Annotated in this window: 15 protein-coding genes and 3 pseudogenes; 3 read left to right on the top strand and 15 right to left on the bottom strand. The window is 67.6% G+C overall.

All coding sequences use genetic code 11. The features are described from left to right. Window positions 1-291: 291 nt before the first annotated feature. The 3 genes from ACIQTP_RS41585 to ACIQTP_RS41595 are packed head-to-tail and all read right to left on the bottom strand — an operon-like array spanning window position 292 to window position 3,759. Window positions 292-2,163, bottom strand: a complete 1,872-nt coding sequence (locus ACIQTP_RS41585) for a hypothetical protein (RefSeq protein WP_403409993.1) — start codon at window positions 2,161-2,163, stop codon at window positions 292-294. After that, window positions 2,156-2,632, bottom strand: a complete 477-nt coding sequence (locus ACIQTP_RS41590) for an ABC-three component system middle component 2 (protein WP_382334665.1) — start codon at window positions 2,630-2,632, stop codon at window positions 2,156-2,158. Before ACIQTP_RS41590 ends, ACIQTP_RS41585 begins: the two co-directional genes overlap by 8 nt. Then, the gene (locus ACIQTP_RS41595) at window positions 2,629-3,759 is read right to left on the bottom strand and encodes an ABC-three component system protein (protein WP_403409997.1); all 1,131 of its coding nucleotides are present in this window, start codon (window positions 3,757-3,759) and stop codon (window positions 2,629-2,631) included. The genes ACIQTP_RS41590 and ACIQTP_RS41595 overlap by 4 nt, the downstream gene beginning before the upstream one ends. Window positions 3,760-3,961: 202 nt before the next feature. Between ACIQTP_RS41595 and ACIQTP_RS41600 the strand changes: the two genes are divergently transcribed. Beyond that, window positions 3,962-6,394: a Helicase associated domain protein gene (locus ACIQTP_RS41600; protein ID WP_403410000.1), complete on the top strand. Its 2,433-nt coding sequence runs from the start codon at window positions 3,962-3,964 to the stop codon at window positions 6,392-6,394. 147 nt (window positions 6,395-6,541) lie between these two features. Here the strand turns inward: ACIQTP_RS41600 and ACIQTP_RS41605 are convergent. Together ACIQTP_RS41605 and ACIQTP_RS41610 are read right to left on the bottom strand one after the other, a co-directional pair. Then, window positions 6,542-6,817, bottom strand: a pseudogene (locus ACIQTP_RS41605) (RNA polymerase sigma factor); the annotation flags it as partial. Continuing rightward, window positions 6,777-6,983, bottom strand: a complete 207-nt coding sequence (locus ACIQTP_RS41610; protein WP_403410003.1) for a hypothetical protein — start codon at window positions 6,981-6,983, stop codon at window positions 6,777-6,779. The gene ACIQTP_RS41610 and the pseudogene ACIQTP_RS41605, both read right to left, overlap by 41 nt. 61 nt (window positions 6,984-7,044) lie before the next feature. Between ACIQTP_RS41610 and tpg the strand changes: the two are divergent. Further along, a pseudogene (gene tpg, locus ACIQTP_RS41615) lies at window positions 7,045-7,603 on the top strand (telomere-protecting terminal protein Tpg). 127 nt (window positions 7,604-7,730) lie between these two features. On the opposite strand, the gene ACIQTP_RS41620 reads toward tpg, so the two are convergent. From ACIQTP_RS41620 to ACIQTP_RS41665, 10 genes and pseudogenes are all read right to left on the bottom strand, one after another. Continuing rightward, entirely contained in the window at window positions 7,731-8,504 is a 774-nt protein-coding gene (locus ACIQTP_RS41620) for a hypothetical protein (RefSeq protein WP_403410006.1), read from the bottom strand. Between the two features lie 321 nt (window positions 8,505-8,825). After that, entirely contained in the window at window positions 8,826-9,626 is an 801-nt protein-coding gene (locus ACIQTP_RS41625) for a hypothetical protein (RefSeq protein ID WP_403410009.1), read from the bottom strand. A 1,077-nt stretch (window positions 9,627-10,703) separates the two neighbouring features. Beyond that, a pseudogene (locus ACIQTP_RS41630) lies at window positions 10,704-11,093 on the bottom strand (reductase); the annotation flags it as partial. 310 nt (window positions 11,094-11,403) lie between these two features. Then, on the bottom strand, window positions 11,404-11,814 hold the full coding sequence (locus tag ACIQTP_RS41635) for a hypothetical protein (protein WP_403410012.1): 411 nt from the start codon (window positions 11,812-11,814) through the stop codon (window positions 11,404-11,406). A gap of 1,428 nt (window positions 11,815-13,242) precedes the next feature. Then, window positions 13,243-14,697, bottom strand: coding sequence for a Wadjet anti-phage system protein JetD domain-containing protein (locus tag ACIQTP_RS41640; RefSeq protein ID WP_403410015.1), 1,455 nt, complete (start codon window positions 14,695-14,697; stop codon window positions 13,243-13,245). Beyond that, complete coding sequence (locus ACIQTP_RS41645; RefSeq protein WP_403410018.1) at window positions 14,690-17,794, bottom strand: hypothetical protein; 3,105 nt, start codon at window positions 17,792-17,794, stop codon at window positions 14,690-14,692. Before ACIQTP_RS41645 ends, ACIQTP_RS41640 begins: the two co-directional genes overlap by 8 nt. Next, window positions 17,791-18,435, bottom strand: a complete 645-nt coding sequence (locus ACIQTP_RS41650) for a hypothetical protein (RefSeq protein WP_403410021.1) — start codon at window positions 18,433-18,435, stop codon at window positions 17,791-17,793. The genes ACIQTP_RS41645 and ACIQTP_RS41650 overlap by 4 nt, the downstream gene beginning before the upstream one ends. Window positions 18,436-18,438: 3 nt before the next feature. Further along, window positions 18,439-18,999 (bottom strand): hypothetical protein, encoded by a 561-nt coding sequence (locus tag ACIQTP_RS41655; protein WP_403410024.1) that lies wholly within the window; start codon window positions 18,997-18,999, stop codon window positions 18,439-18,441. After that, window positions 18,996-20,045 carry a hypothetical protein gene (locus tag ACIQTP_RS41660; RefSeq protein ID WP_403410027.1) on the bottom strand — a complete coding sequence of 350 codons (1,050 nt, stop codon included), beginning with the start codon at window positions 20,043-20,045 and terminating at the stop codon, window positions 18,996-18,998. The genes ACIQTP_RS41655 and ACIQTP_RS41660 overlap by 4 nt, the downstream gene beginning before the upstream one ends. Before the next feature lie 553 nt (window positions 20,046-20,598). Further along, on the bottom strand, window positions 20,599-21,345 hold the full coding sequence (locus ACIQTP_RS41665; RefSeq protein ID WP_403410030.1) for a hypothetical protein: 747 nt from the start codon (window positions 21,343-21,345) through the stop codon (window positions 20,599-20,601). Window positions 21,346-21,975: 630 nt separating this feature from the next. On the opposite strand from ACIQTP_RS41665, the gene ACIQTP_RS41670 reads away from it, so the two are divergent. Beyond that, on the top strand, window positions 21,976-22,947 hold the full coding sequence (locus ACIQTP_RS41670; RefSeq protein ID WP_403410032.1) for a hypothetical protein: 972 nt from the start codon (window positions 21,976-21,978) through the stop codon (window positions 22,945-22,947). Window positions 22,948-23,118 lie beyond the last annotated feature (171 nt).

A 23,118-nucleotide genomic window follows, 5' to 3' on the forward strand; every position in this document is an offset into this window, starting at 1 on the left:
GGCTCCCAGCCCGCAAGTCCGGCCGGTCCTACGCCGAACTGGTTTGTGGGCCGCTGGACGGCCTGCTGCTCGGCATCACCGGCCGGACGCAGGACGAGATTGACACCGGCGTCTCCCTCCCGGCTGAGTTCGGTCAATTCGGCGCCAACGGTCGGGCGATGTACGACGCGCGCCGCTTCGACTGGTCCGGCGACAGCCCCTGATCGCCCGCACTCGGCCGGGTGAAGGGGGTTCGAGGACAGCATCCTGTGCTGGGCTTGTGCCCGGTCTCGTTCCTCGGCAGCGGAGTGGCTATCTGCCAGCTGCGTCGTCTTCGTCGGCCACCGTGTCAGGCAGGACGGGGAAGAACCCGAAACGATGGTCGTGCGGGTCGCGGCTGAACATGTACACATGCGCCTGCTCCACGATGTCCGCAGGCGGATCCCCGTTCTCCACGACGACGGCCTGGCCCGTGAAACGGCGGAACAGGTCGCGGTAGAAGTAGTCGATAACGCTGTCGGGCAGGTCCGGGTCGTCCGTGCGCCGTATGCCGGGCTGGCGATAGGTGACCAAGGGGGAATCGAGGACCACGAACCCGGGATGACGGTGCTCCTTGCCCAGGCAGTACTCGGCCAGTGAGACGGCGAATGAGGCGTGCAGCACTGCACGCATGCCCTTGCCGTGGCCGGCGCGGGCGTGGTCGCCGACGAACAGCTCCGCGCTGTACTGGTCGTAGGACACATCGTGGAGGCGGACCTGCCACTGCTCCAGTGTGCGTTCGATGGCGCGGTCGAACTCGGCGACGATTCCGGCAGGGATGCCGGTGCTGGGGCGGCCACCGGGTACGGCGCCGTCGGCGACCAGGCCCGCCCTGACGTCCTCAAGCTCCTGGATCCGGCGGTGGAGGCCGAGTTGGGCTTCCACGCGGGAGCGCGCTGTCATCAGTTCCGCAGCCTCGTTCTGCAGCGGCTGCATGTCGTCCTCGATGTGTGCGATCGACTGGTCTGTTTCCTGCGCTCGCACCACGTGTACGGTGTGCTTCCCGACGAGCTCCTCACGCTGCACCCGCAGATCGTCAATGGTCAGACGAAGATCGGACAGGAGCTGCTGGGTCTTCGTGCTCTCCGCGTAAACGGCTGTGTGCAGCGCCGTTGTCTCCTGGCTGTCGTGGTTGGCGCTCTGGTGCTCGGGCTCTGCTCCGCAGAAGACGCAGGTTCCAGTGCGGAAGTAGCCGAGCAAGCTGCCGGCCTCATTGACCATTTCCAGCCGGGCGAGGTCGGACTCGTACTGGTTGCGCAGGAGCCCGAAGCGCCCTAGAAGGTCGTCGACTTCGCCCAGACGCTGCTCGTACTGGCCCAGAGTCACCGACAACTCTGCCCTGCGCGCCACGGCCCGTGCGTGCAGGCCTGTGATGTCCCGAAGCGACAGAGCGGCCTCGTCCTGGTGGGTGAGGACACGGCGCAGCTGCCCGGCCAGCTCGGCTTCGTTGCCTCCGTTCGGATCGAGCTGCCGCTGCAGATCGAGGATCAGCTCGTCCAGGAGACTGATCTTGCCCTTGTGGACGCGGCGCTGACCTGGGCTCGGCCGGTCGCCGGCCGGAGGCTCGCCCTCACCGGTCAGCAGCAGCTTCAGGACGGATTTGTGCGCGGTCTGTCCACTGGTGCCCGTGGCACGCAGCACGGGCGAGACCTTGGAGACCATTCTGGTCTCGCTGATCAGACACAGATGGAGCAGATCACGAAAGCCCAGGAGTTTCGTGCCGCCGGTGTCGTTGGTGCTGATCAGACTGCCGTCCAGACCGATACGCTCCAGCAGGTAGCGGGAGAGATTCTTCGAGCTTCTGGCGCTGTGCTGTGCGGTCAGCTCCAGGTCGGCAGCCCGGTAGATCAACTCACGCAGGTCCGCGTTGTACACGCTGACCTTGCTCGACTGAGGTCCGCGCATGAGCGTGATGACACTGCTGTCGGGCAGCTGCAGGCCGAGAAGGATCTGCGTGTATCCCTCGGCCTCGGGGATCATGCTGAGCTTCCGTGCACCGAGCATGTAGTCGATCGCTTCGGTGACGAACGACTTGCCGGTGTCGGAGGCCCCGTAGATCACTGTGAGCTTGGGGTCGAAGACGACCCGGGCGGGGTCGCGGCCAATCCCGGCGAACGTCAGGTGAAGCAGCCTCAGATTAGGCATGGTCACTTCCAGAGGCAGGAAGACGGGACTCGAAGTCGTAAGCCCACCGGTCGGTGATGGCCCGTGTAGCGGAGCGCACGTCCAGATCGGATGACGCCCGAGCGGCAATCACCCACGAAGCCCTGTCCTTGAGGGCATCCGCATACGGTGCCGCGAGGATGTCCACAAAGCCCGGCCCTTCCTCGCTGGCCCGATAGAGCAGGCCCTCCGGGGTCGCCTCGACTTCGGCGAGCCCCGCCCGTAGCAACACGATCAGCCCCTGTTCGATCAGGCCGCGTTTCATCGCGAGTTCTCCCGGTCCGGCGGGCAACGCCGGATGCAGGCTGGGGGGACCGTTCACCTCGCTGCTGTGCAGCATGAGATGGTCCAGATACACCAACTGCGCCACATCCAAGGGCTGGGGAAACGAGGCTGCCAGCAGCATCAGGGTGCGCATGCCGACCTCGAGCGGGCTGTTGAGGGGATTCACTGCTCCGCCCCCTGGACCCAGGTGAGACGGTCTTCGTTGGCGAGCTGATGACAAATGCCCTTGCGATCATCCGGATCCACCACCTGCAACAGCACGTTGGTGCCCAGCTGCATGTCCCGGGCCGCGGCGAGCACGGCCTTCAGCCGCGCCCAGCCAGTGGCGAAGTCGTCTTCCTCCACTTCCACTACACCGCTGAACACGGACTCCTGCAGGGACTCGAAGGTTCCGACGGGCACGCTGTCCCGGGCGAACATACGCAGCTGCTCCGCACGGTAGAACGCCTCACGCTGATTCTGCAGATTGCGGCCGGCTCTGGGATGCGCCCTGGCCTCGTCCGGAGAGACGGCGGAGCATCCCCATTTCTCGCAGTAGACATCCAGCAGCTGCTGGATGTACCGCGCCTCTTCCGGGGAGTGCTCGGCCGGTGCCGGTTCCCGGGCAGGCCGGTCTGGCAACGGCGTTCCGAACCGCCGCACATGATGAGGCGTCGAGGCGTGCTGCTCAAGGACCGTGTCCAGGTTGCCGGCTTCGAAGCGCGAGAACTCCGACTGGCGAGCAAGATCCAGCGCCCGGTCCAGCAGACCGCCCGCGTATTCCAGCGCGAGCCGGGCCGAATTCTTCGTCACCCAGTCGAAGAACCCCGCGCTCAACGCAGAGGGCTTCGCCAATAACTGGATGAGTGACCCCCCGATCCGCGGCGCCACAAAGACATACCGCTCGGGCAGCGCCCTGTACTGTTGCTCGGCCACCGCTGAATGGATCTTGAGGATCTCCGGGTAGGCGACGGACGGTCCCAGCGCTTTGTCATAGTGCTTGCACTGATAGCAGTGCCAGCGGCCGTCGGTCTTCGCCGAAGTCAAGAAGGCCGCGATGTCTGCGCCTCGGTCGTTGGATCCCCCCATGCCCACCACGTCCACGTACCCGGCCTCCTTGAGCGACATCACCCACTCGTAGATGAACTCCTCCCAGTCATCAGCCGAGTAGTGCACCAGGCGCTGTTTCGGCGTCAGAGCGGGTGGTAGGGCCATCATGGGGGACACCACTGTCACTGGCGTCTGCGACGGCTTGGGCAGCTCGGTGAACAAAGGCTCGGCAGGAAGCGCCGACGGCCGCTCCGATGTGCTCATTGATCTCCCGGTCGTACCTCAACCAACCGCTGCAACAGACGTATTACCACTCGTCATCAGTTCCCGACAGCCAGTGATCAGGCCTTGATGGCTGAAACGCTGCACCAGCGAGCAGACGCCTCTTCACCGCCCGAACGGCCCCCGGCGACGTCAACACCACCAATGCCGTACCCCCCGCCCGCCCCTGCGTCATCATGGACACATGGCCACGCCGGTTGACGCCTTCACGACCCGCTCGCTTCGAAAGCCGCTCCTTCACGCAGACCAGGAACGCGGCTTGGCGGCAGTGGTCCAGCACCTGCGGCGGCCGCACAGCCGGGCGCTCTACGTCTCTGCGACGGGGACCGGCAAGACGCTGGTGTCGATCCGGGCTACCGATGCGCTCAAAGCTCGGCTGGTCCTGGTTGTGGTGCCCACGCTCGACCTGGCCGCGCAGACTGCCCTCGCCTGGCGCCGGGACGGCCACCACGAGCACATGGTGATCGTGTCTTCGATGGACGCCGCTGCGCACGATGTCCTCGCCGCCCGCCGCATCGGGTCGACCAGCAATTCTCAGTCCCTTGCCGCCCTGATGTCTGTGGTGGGGGAGGGCTCGGACCAGATTCCCGCGCTGACCCTGATCAGCACCTACGACTCGCTGGACAAGATCGAGGAGACCCAGAACACGCGCTACGTCGTGCCGCCGTTCGATCTGGCGATCATGGATGAGGCCCACCGCATCGCAGGCCGGGCCGACAAGAAGTGGGCGGCCGTCAACGACGCGCACCGGATCAGGGCAGACCGCCGCCTCTACATGACCGCCACCCCCAGGATTTTCGCCGCACCGGAGCTGGCCGAGTCCGCCGACCCCACCCGCCCGCGCCGCCCGCGCCCCACCGGACCGGACGCTGACGCGTTCGCCAACTCCATGGACAACGAGCAGGCGTACGGCAAGAAAGTCTTCGAGTACCCGCTCGCCCAGGCCGTCGAAGACGGCCGCGCCGCGGACTACCGCATCGTGGTCCCCACCCTCACCGACACCGACCTGCGCAGCCGCCTCAACCTCTCCGCCTCCGGCACCACCAGCACCGTCCCCGGTGAAGAGGCGGACAGTGCGCTGCGCACTACGGCCCTGCACCTGGCCGTCCTGCGTGCGATGACCGAACACGGTCTGAAGAAGGTCCTGGTCTACTTCAACCTCGTCTCCGACGCCCGCCTCTTCGCCCGCGAACTGCCCCACACCCGGCGTCAGCTGGCCAGGACCGATCCCGGCTTGTGCCCGGACATCGCCCCGCAGCTGTTCTTCGCCCACGGCGAGCACACTCCCGCCCAGCGCGCCGACATCTTCGCCGCGTTCGCCGCCGCAGACTGCGCGATCCTGGCCAACTCCCGCCTGATCGCCGAGGGCGTCGACATCCCCAGCGTCGACGCCGTCGTCTTCGCCGACCCCACCCGCAGCGTCATCCGCTGCGTCCAGGCCCTCGGCCGCGCCCTGCGCCTGGACGTGTCCGGGAAGACCGCGAGCCTCATCGTCCCCGTCTACGTTCCGCCCGGCGCCGACGGTGAGGACATTCTGGGCACCGCCTACGAACCCGTCTGGGCGATCGCCACCGCGCTGGCCAGCCACGACCATCGCATCCTCGAACGCCTGCCGGACAAGGCCAACCGCCTCCCACGCGAGACCAGCGACGTCATCGAACGCCGCTGGCACTTCGACTTCACCGCCCACCCCGAACGCATCGCCCGCGCCATGGATCTGGCCTCCTTCGACCCCCGCGACCAGACGGTCTCCCGCTCCCGCCGCCTGGGCCTTGCCGCCGCCCAGTCCTACCGCGACCAGTACGGCCACCTCGACGTACCCGCCGACCACGTGGACTCCACCGGCTACGCGCTGGGCACCTTCATCACCACCATGCGCGACGCCGCGACAGCCGGCCGCCTCGACGCCGACTGGATCGCCGAACTCGACGCCCTCGGCATGATCTGGGACAAGCACGACGCCGCCTGGCGCGCGCGCCTGACCGCGGCCGCCGACTATCTGCACACCCACCACCACCTTGCTGCCCCCGCCACCACCCCCCTCGGCGCCTGGCTCGCCGAACAGCGCCACCTCGCCGCCAAGAACACCCTGGATCCGGCTCGCGCCGACGCACTGACCGCTCTGGCCGCCGACTGGCGCCTGCCCCATGGCGCCGACTGGCACCGCAAATACCACGTCCTGCGCGCCCACCTCGCCGACGGTGCCGACCCGGCCGCCCTCACCCGCGACACCCTCCTGGGCGGCGTGAAGATCGGCTCCTGGCTGCACCGCCAGCTCACCACCTGGCACGCCCTTGCCTCCGGCCAGCAGCAGCTGATGTCCACGCTCGGCCTCACCCCCGAGAACAACCCGCTTGCCCCTGCCCGCCGCACCCGCCGCAGCTTCGAACAGACCGTCCAGCTCCTGGAACTCTTCCTCCACCGCGAAGGCCGCGCCCCCGCCGCCCGCGAGACAATCCGCGTCGACGGCGACACGGTCAAGATCGGGGCCTGGCTCGCCAAGACCCGCACCAAACAGCGCACCGAGCAGCTCCCCGACGAACACGCCCGTCTGGTCGCTGCGTTGTTCGACGGCGACTGGACAGCCGAGGGCACGCCTTCCGCAGCCCTCGACTGACCTCGTGGCCGCCGCGAGAGCGCCGGGTTGCTCAGCTCGGTGCCCGGTAGGGCGGCAGGTCCAAGTGGAGCAGCCGCACATCGCTCAGGACGGCGGCCGTAGTGGTCAGGCAGCGCGGCTGCCCGGGGCCGAGTCAGGTGGGATCCGGGCGGCGATGCGCCGGACGGCGGTGAACAGGTAGGCGCGTACGGCGTGCTCGGGGCCTTGGCCGCGGCGCACTGCCTGAAGCGTGCGGGCGAAGACTTCGTGGGTGAGGTCGTCGGCGGTACGGATGTCGCGGCAGCAGGTGCGGGCGTAGCGGCGCACCGCGTCCGCGTGGCGCCGACACAGCTCCTCAAAGGCGCTGTCGTCACCTGAGCGCATTCGCTTGATCAGGTCGGCGTCACTGGGGGCGCCGTAGTCGGGGAGGTCGATGCCGACCAATGAGGTTGGTGGCCGTGAGCAGGTCCGGTACGGGGGTTCCGTTGCGCTGGGCCTCGTGACTCATCGCGTCGGTGAGTGCGTTGACGAGCAGGTCCTCGACCGCGCCGTCCGGGAGCTGCTGCGCGGCGATGGCGGCCAGACCGGTCAGTTCGAGCCCCGAACTCAACCTGGCCCGCTACATCAAGACCGGCGAGGTCACCAGCCAGGACACGGGGGAGTAGTCCGCAATGAGCCTGTTCGGCGACAGCCTGGACAAAGGCAGTCCGCAAGTCATTCACTCGCCCGGCACCCAAGTCGGCCGGCTCTCAAATGCGGTACCTGGTCAAGCAGTTGAAAGGCACCAAATCGGTTGCCGCGCTTCTCGGGATCTCCCAACGCCAAGTGGAGCGCTACGTGGCAGACCAGGCCAAGAAGCCCCGCCCCCTGCTCGCAGCCCGGCTGGGAGCCGAGGTTGCCCAGCGCTGGCAGCCCCAGGTCCGCGCGCAGGCCCGCCGGAAAGCAGCGACCACCAGCGGCATCGTCATCGACACTCGTGCCCGCATCGGCTACACCGCCCCGATTGGCACGACCGACGAAAGCCGCCTGCGCCACCTGACCGTGTCCTTGCCGCCGCAGTACGCCGCCCGCCTTTTGACCGCGCAAGAACAGGGCGCCTCCGACCAGCAACTTCAGGACATCGCCGCCGAAGCCCTCAAAGAGGTCTACTTCCAGGACAACGGCCGCCGTGCCGGCCAGCTGGAAGAGGTCAGCTTCACCGACATTGAGCACCTGGAGTTTGACCTGTAGGCCCAGGGGCCGGGGCGCTTTGGTGAGCGCTGAGGTGACGGGTACCTCAGTTGGCCACTGTGGCTGAGCATTACAGTTGGCGGCTGACTACCTCAGTTGGCGTGATTTTCCAGGCATGGCCACGATCTCAGGACTCCTTGAGCCCATGCTCAGCCGCCTGTTCGGGTGTGTAGAGGTAGAGGCTCTCGCGAAACGCGTCGGCGAATGCTTCGAAGGCCTCCCCGTTCCGTGGCTGGACGGGGGGAGGGAAAGCTAGGTCGCTGGAACGACGGGGCCAGATCCGGGCAACGGAGAGGTGGAACTCACGCGCGTGCTGGATGACGACGTCCGCGGCTGGGAAATAGACGTATATGCACAAGTGCCCGATCTTCATGGGGCAGTAGAACCCGACCGGCTGGGGGGTGTCAGGAGCGGATACACCTGTGAGGTCGATCCTCACGGTGTGACTGGTGACGGTGGGGTTGCGTTCGGGGCAGGACCCGAGCCAGACGCGCGTTCCACCAGGAATCGCTCGGTGCGTACGCATTCTCCGGAGCTGATGGGACGGCAGGAGGGGCTCCTGCTGAACCTGGTCGGCCATCATCGCCGTCTTTGTGGCCCAGAGCGCGATCTGGCGTTGCCGGCGGAGGGATATGAGATCGAGATCCTGCCGGATGATCAGTGGTTCGAGGGCGCCCCTGGAGGAGCCTTCGAGCTTCGACATCCAGCCGTTGTTGCACGGGCCACACACCTTCTTGACCGTGAAGTCCAGGCCCATGCTCTGCCTGGTCACGTCGAAGGCACCCGCCCCATAGCGGGCCTGTTCGGTCTGCTGCCGCCCTGGCGGAAGATACTGGTTCAGCCACTGAGGGAAGACGTGTTCCTTGGTGACGGGAGAACCGCCGCAGAAGACGCAGGACATCAGCGGATCTTAGCGGATTAGCTCCGGTGTGGTTCAGTACCGCCGAAGCCCGCTACCGCGGTGTATCAGGCGTACCGGGGAGTACGTGGCCATGGACGCCATCCCCGGCGGGGAATCGGGCGACCTCTCTCTGCCCCCGCACTGTGTTCGCCCGCCGACCCGTTTCCGCTTCACGGTGCTCCCCGACACTGACCTGCCCGTCTCAACTGTTGCCTCCCGCCGCCGACTCGCTCAGTGCTGCGGGCGAGGGAGAGCCGACTGCGGAAGCACGCTGGCAGCCTCTCCGGCCGTGTCATTCTGCAAGGCCGGAGAGGGCACCCTTCATCCCGTGATGCGCTTTACGAGTGGCTCATCAGAGGCAAGCGTCTTGAGGAGTGCTTCACGCGTTGCAGGATCCACTGGCTGTCGTGCACGACGCTCCAGCGGGTTGGCCACCTCGTCTGAAGCACACAGGACATTGTTCGGCTCCAGCTGTAGTCCTGCGCGCAGCCGAAGGATGACATTGCTGTTCGGCAGCAGCTCGCGGCAGAAGACGGCTGGATCGCCTATCGATAGACCAGCGGCACGGACCATGTCCCAGGGAAGGTCATAGTGCGAGGAGCCTTCGCCAGTCAAAAAGCGCACCCACTTGCCGACTTGTGCGGCTAGGACGCCGGGAACTACGTCCTCGTCGGGGACCGGGGGCAGGTCAGCGCGTGCATCGGTGACTGCGTCACTGAACGTATGCAGAACATGCCACGCCGCGCGGCTTCGCGGCTCGGATGGACGTACAAGTTCCGCCGGTCGCACGCGGTGGTCTGTGAGGAGTTGCCTCAAGCGCCCCTCGAGAGCCGTGGACGCATTTCGGTAGAGGTCAGCCGATGTGCTGTCACCCCGTCGTGAGAGCACTGCAGCGTCGATGTTCAGTTCGCAGAACAGGGATACTTTGCCGCTCAGCCGGCCGCCAGCTTCATGAACGGCCTCCTGGACCCCTTCAGAGACGACGTGATTGCGGCGCAACGTCCGCAGCCGGGCTTCTGTCGGCTCCCCGACGGGGCTGTATGCGTTCAGTACGCCTATCCAGCTTGCTACAGGCCAGGGGCGGACCGGGGCTGCTTCGGTCATGTCGGCAACGACGTGCACAGCCGCTCCCCTCTGATGGAAAGGCGCCTCCTCAGGGCCAAGGAGTGCCGGAACGTGCGCGATGCAGTCCGGAGAGATCTCTCCGAGGGTCCTTGCGCGGCCACGAACGGCATCACACAGCCGACGAACAGCATCACACAGCCGACCGTCGCGAAGAGCACGCTCGCATGTGGTTGCATGGACGCCACCCCGATCCGTCGAAAGAACGCTTCGGTGCCACAGTAAGTGTATTCCGGGCGTTTGGTCAACCGGATCCGCGGCCTGTCGCTTGCCTCTCTCCGCAGAGCGCACCAGTGATGACCTGCGCTTTTATCATGTGGACTGGAGTGTCAGGCAAAGAGAAGGGGGTCGTGCCGGCACTGGTGAGGGTGTCCCGATCGCGGATTGGGCAGGTCAATGAGCGATTGGCGGCGAACCCAGGGAGCGTCTCCATATTCCGGGGCTGCATGCCTCGGCGGGCAGTTGGCGCTGCCTCTACGCACTGGCCTGTCGGCTTGCGGGCAGGGGAGGGGCTGTGCACGTTTGAGCGTCGTCCACCGCTGCTGCACCTGGCTGACGCGGGCGTTTGAGGTTCGGCTGCCCGTCTGATTGGGGCGCCACCGGAATCCCGCCTCCGCTGCCTGCCCCGAAGTGGATCCACCTTGTGAAGTGCAGGTCATCCTCGATGGTGGGGCTGGCTGTCTATGAAGGTGCCCATCGGCGGAGGCAGACCTCAATCCGGCTGATGTGGACGGGTTGGGCCGCAAGGGCGTCGCTCCCGACGAAGTCGAGAATTCCTGGCCGGGCGCCTATGGATCATCCGTGTCCCTGGGGGGTTGTCTATGGCGTAGGGCTGACGTTGAGCGTCGCGAGGCAGGTCAGGAATCGGCTACCCCGTTCTCTCTTCCCGCCTGTCCCCCTGGGGTTGCCGCTTCCTGTCGGGAGGGCGGCGTCGTATCGTTCGCAGCTCGGCTCGAAGAGGTGAGAGCCACCGGTTGCAATGAGGAATGCAATAGCAAATATTGTTGCTTCTTCGTCGCCCGTGACGCGGGTATGCCCGTTCGGCAGGGGTTGGCCGTGGCCGGGGGCAAACGGCTGGATGTAGGTTGCCGGGTGGTCGACGGGCGGCATGGCGATCTCCTCGCCGGTGCGGATGTGCTCGGCGTAGTGCTCTGACGGCCGGTGAAGTCGTCGTCGCCTCCGAGGGCATGGGCGACGCGCACGGCCGCGTGGGGGGGGGAAGACCGGGTCGGTCGCGAACACGGCCTCGGCCTGCCGCTTGCCCTCGCCGTAGTGCGTGTCGAGGAACTCCGGGTCGTCCCAGGGGAGGTCGTGGTCGACGGCGACCGTGCGGGGGTCCACGGCGCCCTCGGTCACCGGGGCCGCCGTGTCCTTGTACTCGTACACCTCGACGGTGGACGTCATCATGTACCGGCGGGTGCGCCCCGCGAAGACCCGGCGTGCGATCTCCGCCTGCCGCGGCGTGTAAGCGCCGACTTCGTCCGGGCAACCATGCGGCGTCCTGACCGAACTCCGGGTCGCAGAACTTCAGATGGAGGCGCGGCAGGCTACCCGTCCGGGTCCGCCCGCGCCGTCGCGCTCTCCGGGATCTTCATCTCGGAATTGCCGGACGGGCGGCGATCACCTCGGCGCCCTGAAGTCGGGTTCGACCGCGTTGAGCGACGGGGCGATGGGTCTTGGGCACAGGGCTCGCCGCCAGGTCGACGGAACCGTTCTGGCGCGGGCGTGCCCGGCTGGGAGGACTGCGGGTTTCCGGAGATGGGCCGGCAGATGCCGGTCAGCAGAGGCGGGCGGTGTAGAGCGTGTAGTCGCCGTCGGTGCTGTTGTGCTGGACGCCGTGGCGGTTGAGAACGGTGCGAGAGGCCTCGTTGGCCGAGTGGACCGAGGCGTGGAGGAAGACGACCTGTTCCTCCCCGTGACGCGAGGCGATGTCCATGAAGACCGCGTTCAGGACCGCCGCGGACGCGCGGCGGCCGTCGGACAGTGACTTTCCCTGATGGTCGACACTTACCGCATAAGCGACAAGAGCCCGCTCGCGAAAGCCGGCCGGATCGTCGGCTTCGGTCAGTGCGTGCACGGCCGCCCCGACAAGGTCCGTTCCGTCCAGGACGAGGAGCAGGCGCTGGTCGTAGACGACGTTGTGCTGGTTGCATGAAGCGATCGCGTCGCGTCGGAAGTAGGTCTGCACCTCATGGGCCCAGGGCTGATCGCACGCGCGACGCGGGGGATGATCCGCGGGGCAGCAGGTGAAGGACTCGAGAAGCTGACGATCGTGCTTCCGTCCGCGGCGCCAAGAGACATCGTTCATCCTTGAGCCCGCTTCGCCTGCGGCATCGTCACGGCGGGCAACCCCATGAAGGGTGCGCGAGTCGGCGGCCGTGTGTGTGCCAGCAGCAGACGGACCGCGTCGGCGTCACCCACGCGTATGGAGGCTTGCATGACCGCTCCGATCCGTCGAAAGAACGCTTCGGTGCCAGGTTAGGCATCTCGTGACGCTGGGTCAAACGAGCATTAGGGATAATGAGTCCTGATCTCAGGCGACTTGGGCTGACCTGCGGATCCTGCCCCTGGAGGCGTGGCCACCGGGGCGGCCCGATAGAGGACGCACCGGCCGGGCCCCGGGCCCCGGTGCGCGTTGCGTGTTCCGGACGTGGCGATGCCCGCGACGCATCCGTGCGTGCGCGTGCGCGTCGAGCGCAGTCGGGGCCTGCCCATCCCGTGCTGTCGCCGATACCGACCGCAGGGTGAACACCTTCTCCGGGACGTTCCGTGGGCTGCCGTTCAAGAGGAGGGCGACTGACGGAGGGGTCCCCGCGCGGCGATCCTGGCCGGATCGGGCCTCGTCGATCCGTCGACAGGGCCCGGGGCCTGGTCCGGCGGCCGGCGGCCGGCGGTGGAAGCCGACCTGAGAGAACTGGACTTTGTGCCGACCTTCGCTTCGGCAAATTTAGGACGGTGCCCACCAGATGTCGGTCAGGTATCTGGTCCGGGACCGCCACTGCATCCGCTCCGCCAACGCGGAAGCCGGACAGAGGCTTTGTCCCTCGGTCCGCCCCTGCTCCATGAACATCTTGGCCATGCCTCGACGCCGGGCTGCTCACCCCGGCAGCACACGCTCCTCACCGGGAAGACTTCCTCGCGGACAAAGGCCCCCGGGCGCCGCGACACCACCACTGCAGCACGAGCTGTGCGGAGTACGGTCCGGGAGCGGTCAGGCCGACCGTTCTGCCACCGGCTCAGTTCCTGGGGCCGTCCTGGATGCGCTGCTCTGAAGGCGCCCCTCCCGCCACCTGCCGGACGGCCTGTTCTGGACCGGCCGTTGACCACCCAGGTCGGCGCACGGTCGGCGCGCCGGCCCGGGATTTGGCGGAGTTGAAGGTCCACGTGGCGTATTCACGAGCCGAATGCGCCGTTGAAGAGCGTGTCGTCAAGTGCCAGAACCCGGGAGGTGACGTGACTCCTCCCGCTGTCGATCCGGTCAAGGGGGGGTGGGTGTTGACCTCTTGCCGCCAGTAGGTAGCAGGTGGAACCCGGGATCTCCTCTACGCAGCCCCACGGACAGGCGCATCAGTGGACCGGCTCGAAGTTCAGGGCAGGGAACTGTGGAGGGATCGGATCATCGGGCGTCCTCGCTGTCAGCCTGCACCTCAGTGCTCCCGACGATCTGCTTGAGCACGCCGGACAGTGAGGGCAGGACGTCGTCGTAGAGGGTTTCGTGCTCACAGCCGTCCCCGCCGTTGCGGGCGATCTCGGCGGCCAGGGCACGCAGCGGGAGCGGTCCGCTGGTGGAGAGTTCCTCCGCGAGCTTCAGATTCTCCGCCCGCTTTTCGGGTTTCTGACGGTACTTGGTTCCGTTGCGGTAGAGGTCGACGTCCATGCCCACGGGAGTGATGCAACGGCCGGTGCGGTCTGTGAGGTTGGCGATGATCCGGATGCCGTGGGCGTCCAGGTCCTGCCAGGCGGCTACCGGCAGGGGAGCCATGGCCTTGAGGAACGCGACCAGACCGTGCGTGGCGTAGCCGGCGCCCCACACGCACAGCCAGCGGTCTGCAAGGTCCGGGAGCTTGCAAACCTGCTCGAAGGCGTCCTTGTTCTCGATCAGGAGCACGCCGACGGCATTGCTCTCGATCAGACCGAGGCTGAGCAGACCGTGGGCAGGCAGGCCCAGCCATGGCCTGCAGGCGGCAGCGTCAGCGATGACGGTGCCGACACACCAGCGTAGTGGCCCCCGCATCCGCAGTTCGGTCTCGCTTCCTTCCACGGCTTGATCAAAGGGCATGCCGACGAGGTTCGCGAAGGCTTGCCGACGCTGCAGGGTCCATGGGTTCTTCGTGTCACGCAGCGCCTTGCCGGCCAGCGCCTTCGCGGTCAGCGGCTGCGGACTCGACCGCGCGTGCCACCACACGGCGGCCGCTCTGACCGCCACCTCGTACACCCGCCAGTCCTCGGTGCCGGCGGCACTACCGGGGGGAACCTTGAGCGTGCGGCCCGGGGGAGTGGCGGCCAACAGAGCCTGTTCCGCGGACAGCTCGGGAACCTGCGACATCAACTGCGTTAGTTCGGCGTGCAGTTGCACCGGGTCGGGGTGTCCCCGCAGCTCCGCGAGCTTGTCCTCGCGCAGGGCGGCCCAGGACTGTGTCAACCGCCAGCTGTCGGGGGCGAAACCCGTGGTCTGGACAACCTTGCAGCGCAGGATGACCGCGCCGCAGCGGATCAACGACAGGGTCATGCGCCAGGCGGCGTCGCCCTCGCCGAACTCGGCCTCGATGGTGGACCACCGTTTGTACGTGCCGGTGGTGAGGACCTTGATCAGATCGCGGCCCGACAGCCCGACCGGCGGGTCGAAGGCTTCGACCGGGTCGGCGGCGACCAGGTCGACCCGGTCGGGCTTCACCCGCTTCCTACGGTCGACGGGCACGCGCGTGTGGACTTCGTCGCCGTCTCGGCTGGTGCGGGGCACCGTGACCGCGATGACTCCGGAGGGCAGAGCGCGCAGCCAGACCTCGCGGCGGCCGTGGGCTTCGCCGATCAGCAGCGGAGGCCGACTGGGGGGCCGGGGTGCGTCAGGCATGGGACCGTCCTGCAGTGATCCAGTCGGCGATCAGTTCCACGCGCCGACCGTCGGGGTCGTATCCCCACGCCCGGGTGGGCTGGTTGTACGCGTCGGACGAGGAGGCGTGGGTGAACCACAGCAGTTCGTCACAGACGTCGGCTGCGTCCGCGAGAACGCTGTCCTGGCAGGTACCCAGAATCGTCAGATGCCGTTGGCGGGCTACATCCCGCAGTGAGGCGAGCATGTCCTTGCGGTTGACCTCTCCCAGGCTGTTGCCGAGCTCGTCGAGGATCAGCATCCGGCCGCGCGTGTCGGTGTCGGCGAGCAGGGCCGCCAGCACCAGCTGAATGGCATACACCTTGACCTGCGCACCGTTGGCATTCGTCCGGTAGGGCACGTAGTCGCTGCGGGCGGAGCGTTTCCAGCAGGGCGTGACGTGCCAGCGCCAGGGCCGCGCCCCCTCCGGCCGCTCTCGGGCGATCTGCAGTTTCGCACCGTCTCCGCCGCGCTGACGGTCCAGTTCGTCGAAGGCCCGGCTGATCTCCTCCAGAAGCCCGTCGAGGTGCCGCTCGATCATGTCCTGCAGCGTCTGCAACGTCCGGGCCGCGTTGGCCGCGCCCTCGACGAGACCCGCCTGGATCTGCTGCCGCTCGGCACGGTCGGCTTCGATGCGGGCCGCTGTGACCAGGTCCCTCTCGGCATACCCCGACAGCCGGACCCGCAGGGGCAATGTCATGTCGTCGTAGAGGATGCCGGGCACGGCGGACTCCTCCTCCTCGGCGAAGTCGTCCCGCAACCTTGCGGCGCGACGCAGGTCCTCGTCGACGGCGGACGGGACACCGCCCGGCAGACCGTAACGCTCGTAGGCGATGCGTACCTGCTGTTCCACCTGGCGCCGCAGCGGACCTGGCCGGGGAACGGGAGAAGCGACATCGGGAAGTCCCAGGACAGCGGCCGCTTCCTCGACGCCGGCACCCCACAGCTGCAGTCGACGAGGGAAGGCGATCCGGGTCCGGGCGTGCTCCAGCGCCTGGTGCTCCGTGCGTCGTTCGGTGTGTGCCCTGCGGTCCGCCTCCAGGTTCTTCCTGGCGGCTGTCTTTGCCTGCTCATGCGTGGCCAGCGCGGTGAGCGCGCGTTCCCACGCCTTCTGCAGCGTGTCTTCCTTGGCCGAGGCCTTCACGACTGCCCTGTGGGCGGCTTCCACCGCCAGGGCCAGAGTGCTGTCCTGCTCCTCCAGCTCGTCGAGGCGTTGCGTGGCCTTGGCGGCCTCGTACTCGATCAGGGCCGCCTCGTGCGTCGCCGCGGCGGTCTTCACACCGGCCTTCGCGGTGTCCGCGTCGTGCCTGCGCCGCTCTAGAACGGCGCAGGCCTGGGCCAGCCGTGCGACCCGCCCGGCCAACGGGGCGTCGAAGCCCCCGACGACCGTGAGGGACAGCCCGGCATCACGGGCTGCATCTGGGTCGCCGAGTACCTGCATGCGCTCGGCGAGCGTGCCCAGAAAGCTACCGAGCGCCAGCCGGGTGCGCACTCCCTGGGGGAGGGGAGTGCAGGCATCGACTGGGTCGGCCTCGACGATCAGCGCGCCCGGCAGGCAGCCCAGTAGCGTGCGGGCCCGGTCGGCCTGGCCATGAGGAACGACCACGGCGTCCCGCCAGGGCCACAGGCGGCTCTCCCACGCAGGGCGGGCCTCCTCCAGTTGCAGCTGGTCCATCAGCCCCACCGCACCGATCTCGCCGTCGAGGACCTCGATGGCCTGCCCCGCCGATCCGCTGCGGCCCTGTTCGGTGGCTTCCACCAACTGCTCGGCCGCCTCGACTGCCTTACGTGCGTCACGGTCCTTCTGCCGGGCGTCGGACAGTGCGTCCCGGGCCGCCTCCACCGCAGCGTGCGCCGCTTTCGCCCCCGTCCCGCGCCAGAGCGCGGCCTCGGGCCGCAGACGAGCCATCTCCTGGCGCGCTAGTTTCCGCGTGGCTTCGGCCACAGCATGCGTGCTGCGCGCATCGTCGGTGATCTGCCGGGCGTCGGACCTTGCCTGGCGGGCCTCCACAGCGGCAGCGGCCACCTCGGTGTCCGCCTGCAGCTTGTCCATCTCCTGACGGGACTTCTCAACGCGCTCCTGCGCCAGCCGCACCTGCTCCTGCTTGTCCTTTAAGTCGGCCGCCAGCGCATGGTCCTCCTGAAAGGCCTGCAGACAGGACACGGCCAGGAAGCGCTCCCACGCACGCTGCCCCTCCTCGAGCGCGGCGCGCGCCTGGGCGCGGGCCCGCACGCCCTGCATCGTTGCCTCGGCCTCCGCCTCGTCCTGCTCGTGCTGCGCCTGCACCTGCTGCAGCGTCAGAGCCTGTTCCAAGGCCTTGCTGCGGCGTGCGCTCTCCTGCTCCAGCAGATGGGACATGCCGGACAGCGCGATCAGAGCCTCCCCGATGTCGTGCGGCTTCATCGAGGTGAGCTGCTGACTCAGCAGCGAGGGGACCGCAGGGCGCAGCGGGGTGTCGAGGTAGGTCAGGCAACGGGGCGCATTGCCATAGAGCACCTCGGCCATGCGGCGAGCCGACAACGCCCGGCCAGGGCCGAGTTCCTGCCACAGTGTGTCTGCCTGCTGGACGCGCTCGGCGTCGGTGAGAGCATCGGCCACATGGATGCCGTCGACCCAGTTGGCCTGCACGTAGGGAGCGGAGGAGGCGATACGCACCCACACCGTCAGCGCTCCTGCGGCGGGGTTACCGGGGTCGCCGGTGAAGACCCCGACCACATAGCCGTGGGAGGCCGCCGGCATCTGCTGCGCACGGTCGACCCCGGCGGCATCGGGCTTGAACAGGATGCCGCTGGCGTGGCTGCCGTGGCTGGACTCGAACCGCCACTGGGGGTCTGCCAGAAGCAGCGAGACGGCGATGAGGAAGGACGTCTTGCCAGAGCCGTTGGAGTCCTCCCGGGGACCCACCCCGGACACGGCGACGAAGGTGTCGGGAACCACCGGCACTGCGTGTGTGGTCAGGCGGGCGATGTCGAAGGTCTGCACGGCGACGAGGTGTCTGGTGCCGACGATGCCGCGGTGCTCGGCCAGCGCCGCAAGTGCCTCCTCACCCAGCTCATCGTCGTCCCACTCCCCGTTCACCGCACCCCCAGGTCTTCCTGGTCCTGCGTGGAGCTTGCGGTCTGCGCACAGCGCCGCATGATCGACTCGGCCAGCGCACCCGTCGGCTCGGCAAGCAGCACGAGCTGCTCGAACAACGCCGTCTGCACGGCGGGCGTCAGCCGCAGGAATTGCGGCCCGAGCACCACTCCTGATCCCGCGGAACGGCGCACCAGATCAGCCCCGGCCAGACGGCTGAGCGCCGCATCCACGACGCCGTCCGCCACCGAGGACTGCTTCAGCCGCTCTCTGCTCACCGGTATGCCCTGGGTCCACAGAGTCTGCGGCAGGACACGGCCCTCGGACCGGGGGACCGCGACACTGAGCAGCATCACCAGGGTGAGCACGGCCCGGTCCTCCCGGGGCAGGACACCGATGCCCTCGACCGCCAGCCGCTGCCGCACCGTGTCGTCATAGCCGGACAGGTAGCCGTCGCCCACCGCCAGAAGGGCGCGCCCCGAGGCGGCCAGGACCTCCTCCACCACCATCCGTAGTGCAGTCTCCGCCAAGGCTCGGAAACGGGCGGTCGGTACTGGCAGCCGGGCGGTCTCCACCGCGCACACCGCTGCCCGCACATCCGCCCTGCGGTGCTCCGACAACGCCTGTAGCAGCACTGCTTCCACGTCCTACTCGCTCTCCACTCCAGGCAGGCACGTATAGCCGCGTCGCAGCTCATCGATGTCCCGCTCGCCCCATGCGGCCACCAGCGGCCCCAGACGCACCTTTCCATCGCCGACATCGGCGGCCAGGTAGCCGAATGCGCGCAGCATCCGCAGCGCATACCGGTACGGCGCCGCCTGCCTGGCCGGCCCGACGTCTTCCGATACCCAGCCGTCGGCAGGAGCCGCAGCCGCGAGCACGTCCTCCTCCGCGGCCGCTCCTCCCGGATACAGAGGCTGCTGCGGATTTGGCCAGCACAGGCGCAGTGCCGCTCCCAGAGTCAGCAACTGCGTGGGGGTCGCCATCCGATGCGTCTCGGCATCCCAGGCGATCCCGCTGACCGGTTCCACCTCCGGAGCCCAGCGGACGATGACACCGCGCCCGCCGCCCGGCAGCCGGACCTCCACCAAGCGCCGCTCCACGCCCGCAGCAGCATCCTCGAGCAGGGCCCGGTCACCGGCCGCGGTCCGGCCGACGACCACCCGAGAGGCACGCGCCCGTGCCAGCAGATAGGCAGCCTCGTTCACGCCGGACCCTCCTGAGCCCAGGACGCTCTGCCTCCGGTCTGCGACACGTCGTCGGGTACGCGGTACAGCACCAGGGGAGAGGCGTAACTGACGGTGCCGTCCGGGCTCACCAGGACGCTGGGGCCGACGTCCACGAAGAAAGGGACGGCCGGGTCCGCCGACGCCTGCAGCAGGTCGACCACGGCGATGATTGCGGCCCTCCATGGCAACGCACGCAGCACGTCCGTCGGATCGGCCTCCTGACGTCCCTGGAGGTGCAGCTCGGCCGCCGCCGCCCGTCGCCTGCGCATCTGCTGCGCCCTGCGGCGGGCCATCTCCACCGGATCGGGGCCGGGCGGCAGAGCCGCAGGACGCTCCGGACGCCTGCGGGGCGGCGGCGGCCGCCGATCCTGTGCCGCGACGAGCACCTGGGCGGTCGTGATCTCCGTGCCGGCCGGATCGAAGACCACGTTGGCGAACACGTCCGCCAGCGCGTCCACCGAAGCGCTCCTGGCGGCCGAGACGTACTGCTCGGGCAGCAGCATGCTGAAGTCCCGCCGTGCACGGGCCTGCTGGAGCAGCCGGTCGTAGAACTCCTCCACGGCAGTCGAGTAGCGCAAAGCTTCGTGGATCAACCGGGTGCTGGACGCCCGAAGTCCGGGGAAACGACTGCTGACCGCCTCCACGAGCCGGTAAGCATGGTCGAGGAGAGGAGCTCTGGACCGATGATGATGGCGCTCCTTCTCGAGCTCCTCGATGGTCTTGGAGCGCACGAGCTCCAGCAGGTGGCTGGTGTGGATCGCCAGGCCTCGTCGCGCCCGCAGCAGTCTGGCCGCGAGCTGCTGCTCGTTCAGCAGCCCCTTCTGGAGGTCGTCGCGAGCGCGATCCAGAAGCGTCATGATCTCCTCGACACCGCCGGCCTCCGTCAGCCGTTCGAAGACCAGCAGAGCCGCGGCGCTGGTCGGGTTGAAGACATATCGCCCTTCGTACGCCTTGCCGCGACGTTGCCTGAGCAGGCCCAGTCCAGTGAAGACCCTGAACCGGCTGTTGAACACTTCCTCCGGCACCCACGGCGCGCATGCCGCCGCGATCTCCGACCGGGTTAGCCCCCGATCAGGAGCAAGATCACCGAAAGCGTCGTGAATCGCCTCGGCGAGCCGCAGCGACAATGGATCCTCCGTTACCGCGGCCACGTCAGCGGCCACCGGAGCCACGAACGGCCGCACGTGCTCCAGTGGCACGGCACCGTCCTGTGCCGCCCCGTCAGCGAACAGGTCACCCTGCTCGCCCACGCTCGTTCCTGCAGGCAAGATCCCCCCTGAGCACGGCCACACCCAGCCCCCGTTTCAAGGAGCAGAACCTATCTGCTGCAGGGACCAGCCGCCGCCGCATCCTCAACATCACTCGCTTTAGTGAGAGACGGCACAAATAGCACAACTCCGTTGCCCTGAGCGGCACATAGCCACCCGCGACCTACCTGACACATCGGTACCCGACAGCGAGACAGGCGCTGGCTGCCGATCCTCATCCGAACGATGCCGCCTTCGCGAAGGCCGAAGGAAGAGCCTGGGACGGCACGCGCCGGTGCGAGGCAGCGCGAAACCTCAGCCAAACTGCGGGCTAGAGAGGACGACGTCCCGTGAGGCTCTGCCATGTGCTCCGGGCGTCGTCGAGGGCCATGCGCGCCTTCGGGAGCTTGAGGTCTGCGTCCTGGCGGGCCCGCGTCTCTTCCAGCCGTCCCTTCGCCGCCTCCATCTGCTCTGTCGCTGACAGAGCCTCCCGCAGCTCGGCCTTGGCCGCACGAACACTGCTGACGCGCTGCTCCTTCAGCTTGTCTGCTGCCGCCACGGCGTTCTGGACTCGTACAGCGAACCGGCGCACCGCGTCCTCGGTGTACTCCGCGCCTTCGTAACGCTCCATGCGTTCACGTCCGTCGGGCTGCGTGAGATACACGTACGACGTGCTCCTCGAGCGACCCAACTCGAACCGGACCTGCAGGTCGACCAGTGCAACTTCGTCGTTGCCGACGACAACTGCGTGCTCGTACAAGGTGATCTCACCCAGGTGCTCGACGCGTGCCCCGCGGTACGTCGTGCGCAGATGCTCCAACTCGGACTCGGCCCGGCGAACCCGGCGCCGGTACGCCCACTCCGCCCGCCTCATCCCAGCAAGCGCCCACCATTTCTCACGACGTGCTGCTCTGCGCAGCCCGCGTACGGCGCCGCGGGCATCCTCCAGAGCGCTGCGTGCCTCCCTGTGCTCCTCGTGGAACGCGTACGCCCACCCCCCGGGGTACCGGGCAAGCCGCCACAGAACCCACCACACTCCCACGGCCGTCACCGTGACGACCCACCCCAGCACAATCACGTGCCCCCCTTCCGCGACTGCACAGCCGCGGCTATCGCCAGAAATAGCGTGCACCGATGAACCGGTCAACTCGCCCTGTCGCGAGCCACGATGCCCGCGTCTCGAGCGCACGTGCGACCCGAACGGCGAAGGTGCTGGCCTGCGGCCCAGTACCCTGGTGAGCTGCCCGGCAACTCGATCATCACGCGCGCCGACGCGCCCAGTGACGGGTCAGCGTCAGACTTAGGACGAGCAACAGGTCCTGACCGCGCCCTTCGCTGCTACACCGGTGCCGAAACCCTGCGACGGTTAGGGCCCTGCCCGATCACGCATGGGCGCAGGACAGAAATCCCCTGCCACCAAGTGCCTTTCGCGTCCGTGTCCGAACCAGGGTGATAGAGAGAGCCGGTACGACGATGCTCTCAGCCTGCGTCTGACGGCCCTGACTCTCGAATGGCGACGATGCTCCCCAACGGCCCCGCCCAAGTCCGCACCTCTGCCACGCAATTCCCGGCTAATGCTGGCGTTCCTGCGTGCCTGGATCTGCAGATCACACCCCAGGCTCTGGCGCGCGCTCTGTTCATCACGGGCAGAGCTCCGAAGGACCAAAAGAAGCACGCGAGGTCATCGACCTACGAGTGGTGCCACAGGGTGGCAGCCATCCCCGCCTATCTCAGCTGGACCGACAGGCAGGTCCGTCGCATCACACGCACTGACCTCGCCCGAGAGCTCGATCCCTCCGAAAAGGGCATGCTGTCCTACACTCTGGGGCAGGCCATGTGCCAAATCTTCGCAGAGACGCAGCTGTCCGTCCGCTTCTTCATGCATGTAGCCCGCTACGCCAGCGCTTACGGGCTCACCTTCGCTCCAGGCCAGAGCCGAGCAGACTTCTTCGGAGAGCGGACCTCCGGAGGCTACGTCGTTGCCGAGGCCAAAGGCCGCTCCGGCCCACTGCCGAGCCGTCTGATCAAAACCATGGAGATGCAGAAGAGGACAATCAAAACCATCCGAGGCGACGTACCGAAGATCGCCTATGCGAGCGCGGTGCACTTTTCCTCTGCCCGTGGAGCCATGCGTCTGACAGCGATCGACCCAGATGAAGCCACCCCTAATGCCATAGACCTCGCCGTCGACCCGGATTTGCATGTCCTGGCCTACTACGCGCCGTTCCTGGACGCCTTTGCTCACCAACAACCCCAGCTCCTGGGCGACTACGTCGTGGCCAGCTTTGCCACGTTCGGAGTGACCCTTGGGGTGCTGGCGCCTGTGTTGCAGCGAGTTGAGAGGGCGTCACGACGAGACCATATCGCTGGCCTTCGCAACGACATCCTGCGCCTTCTCGACCGCCACACCCCCCGCCAGGACCGTACGCTCTACTCCGACGGCACACTTTTCGCTACGGACTGGACGCTTCCTCGAGTTGACCGGCTCCGGCTAAGCGGCCAAGACCGCGATGAGCTACCCGAGTTCCTCCACCAGGCATACCGCAGCACAGATGAGGGAGACGCGTGGCGGGAAGAGGTTGTGTTGGAGGGGGACTTTGATTGGCGAGACCTACCCCATGCCAGCGGCCTGATGCCGGGAATCCACCCTGCCAACGACGGTGATCTACTCGAGAACTGAGGCGGGTCGCACAGGCTGCGCGAGGCCCTGCCACCACCCGTTGCGTACCGCGGGGACACAGCCGCGAAGGATGCAGATTCGACCGCGCGCTGGAAAGAACGGACGTCACCCGCCGTGGTGCCTGCTTAGCAAGGTCCACTTGTGTCCGCCAGTCGGTACGGGCCTGCCGGT

This window comes from Streptomyces sp. NPDC090798 (assembly GCF_044768965.1).
In the GTDB taxonomy this organism is placed as follows: Bacteria; Actinomycetota; Actinomycetes; order Streptomycetales; family Streptomycetaceae; genus Streptomyces.

Coding starts and splice junctions, on each gene's coding strand:
- ACIQTP_RS41585 (WP_403409993.1), bottom strand. CDS start 2,163: ATGCCTAATCTGAGGCTGCTTCACCTGACGTTCGCCGGGATTGGCCGC.
- ACIQTP_RS41595 (WP_403409997.1), bottom strand. CDS start 3,759: ATGAGCACATCGGAGCGGCCGTCGGCGCTTCCTGCCGAGCCTTTGTTC.
- ACIQTP_RS41600 (WP_403410000.1), top strand. CDS start 3,962: ATGGCCACGCCGGTTGACGCCTTCACGACCCGCTCGCTTCGAAAGCCG.
- ACIQTP_RS41620 (WP_403410006.1), bottom strand. CDS start 8,504: ATGTCCTGCGTCTTCTGCGGCGGTTCTCCCGTCACCAAGGAACACGTC.
- ACIQTP_RS41640 (WP_403410015.1), bottom strand. CDS start 14,697: ATGCCTGACGCACCCCGGCCCCCCAGTCGGCCTCCGCTGCTGATCGGC.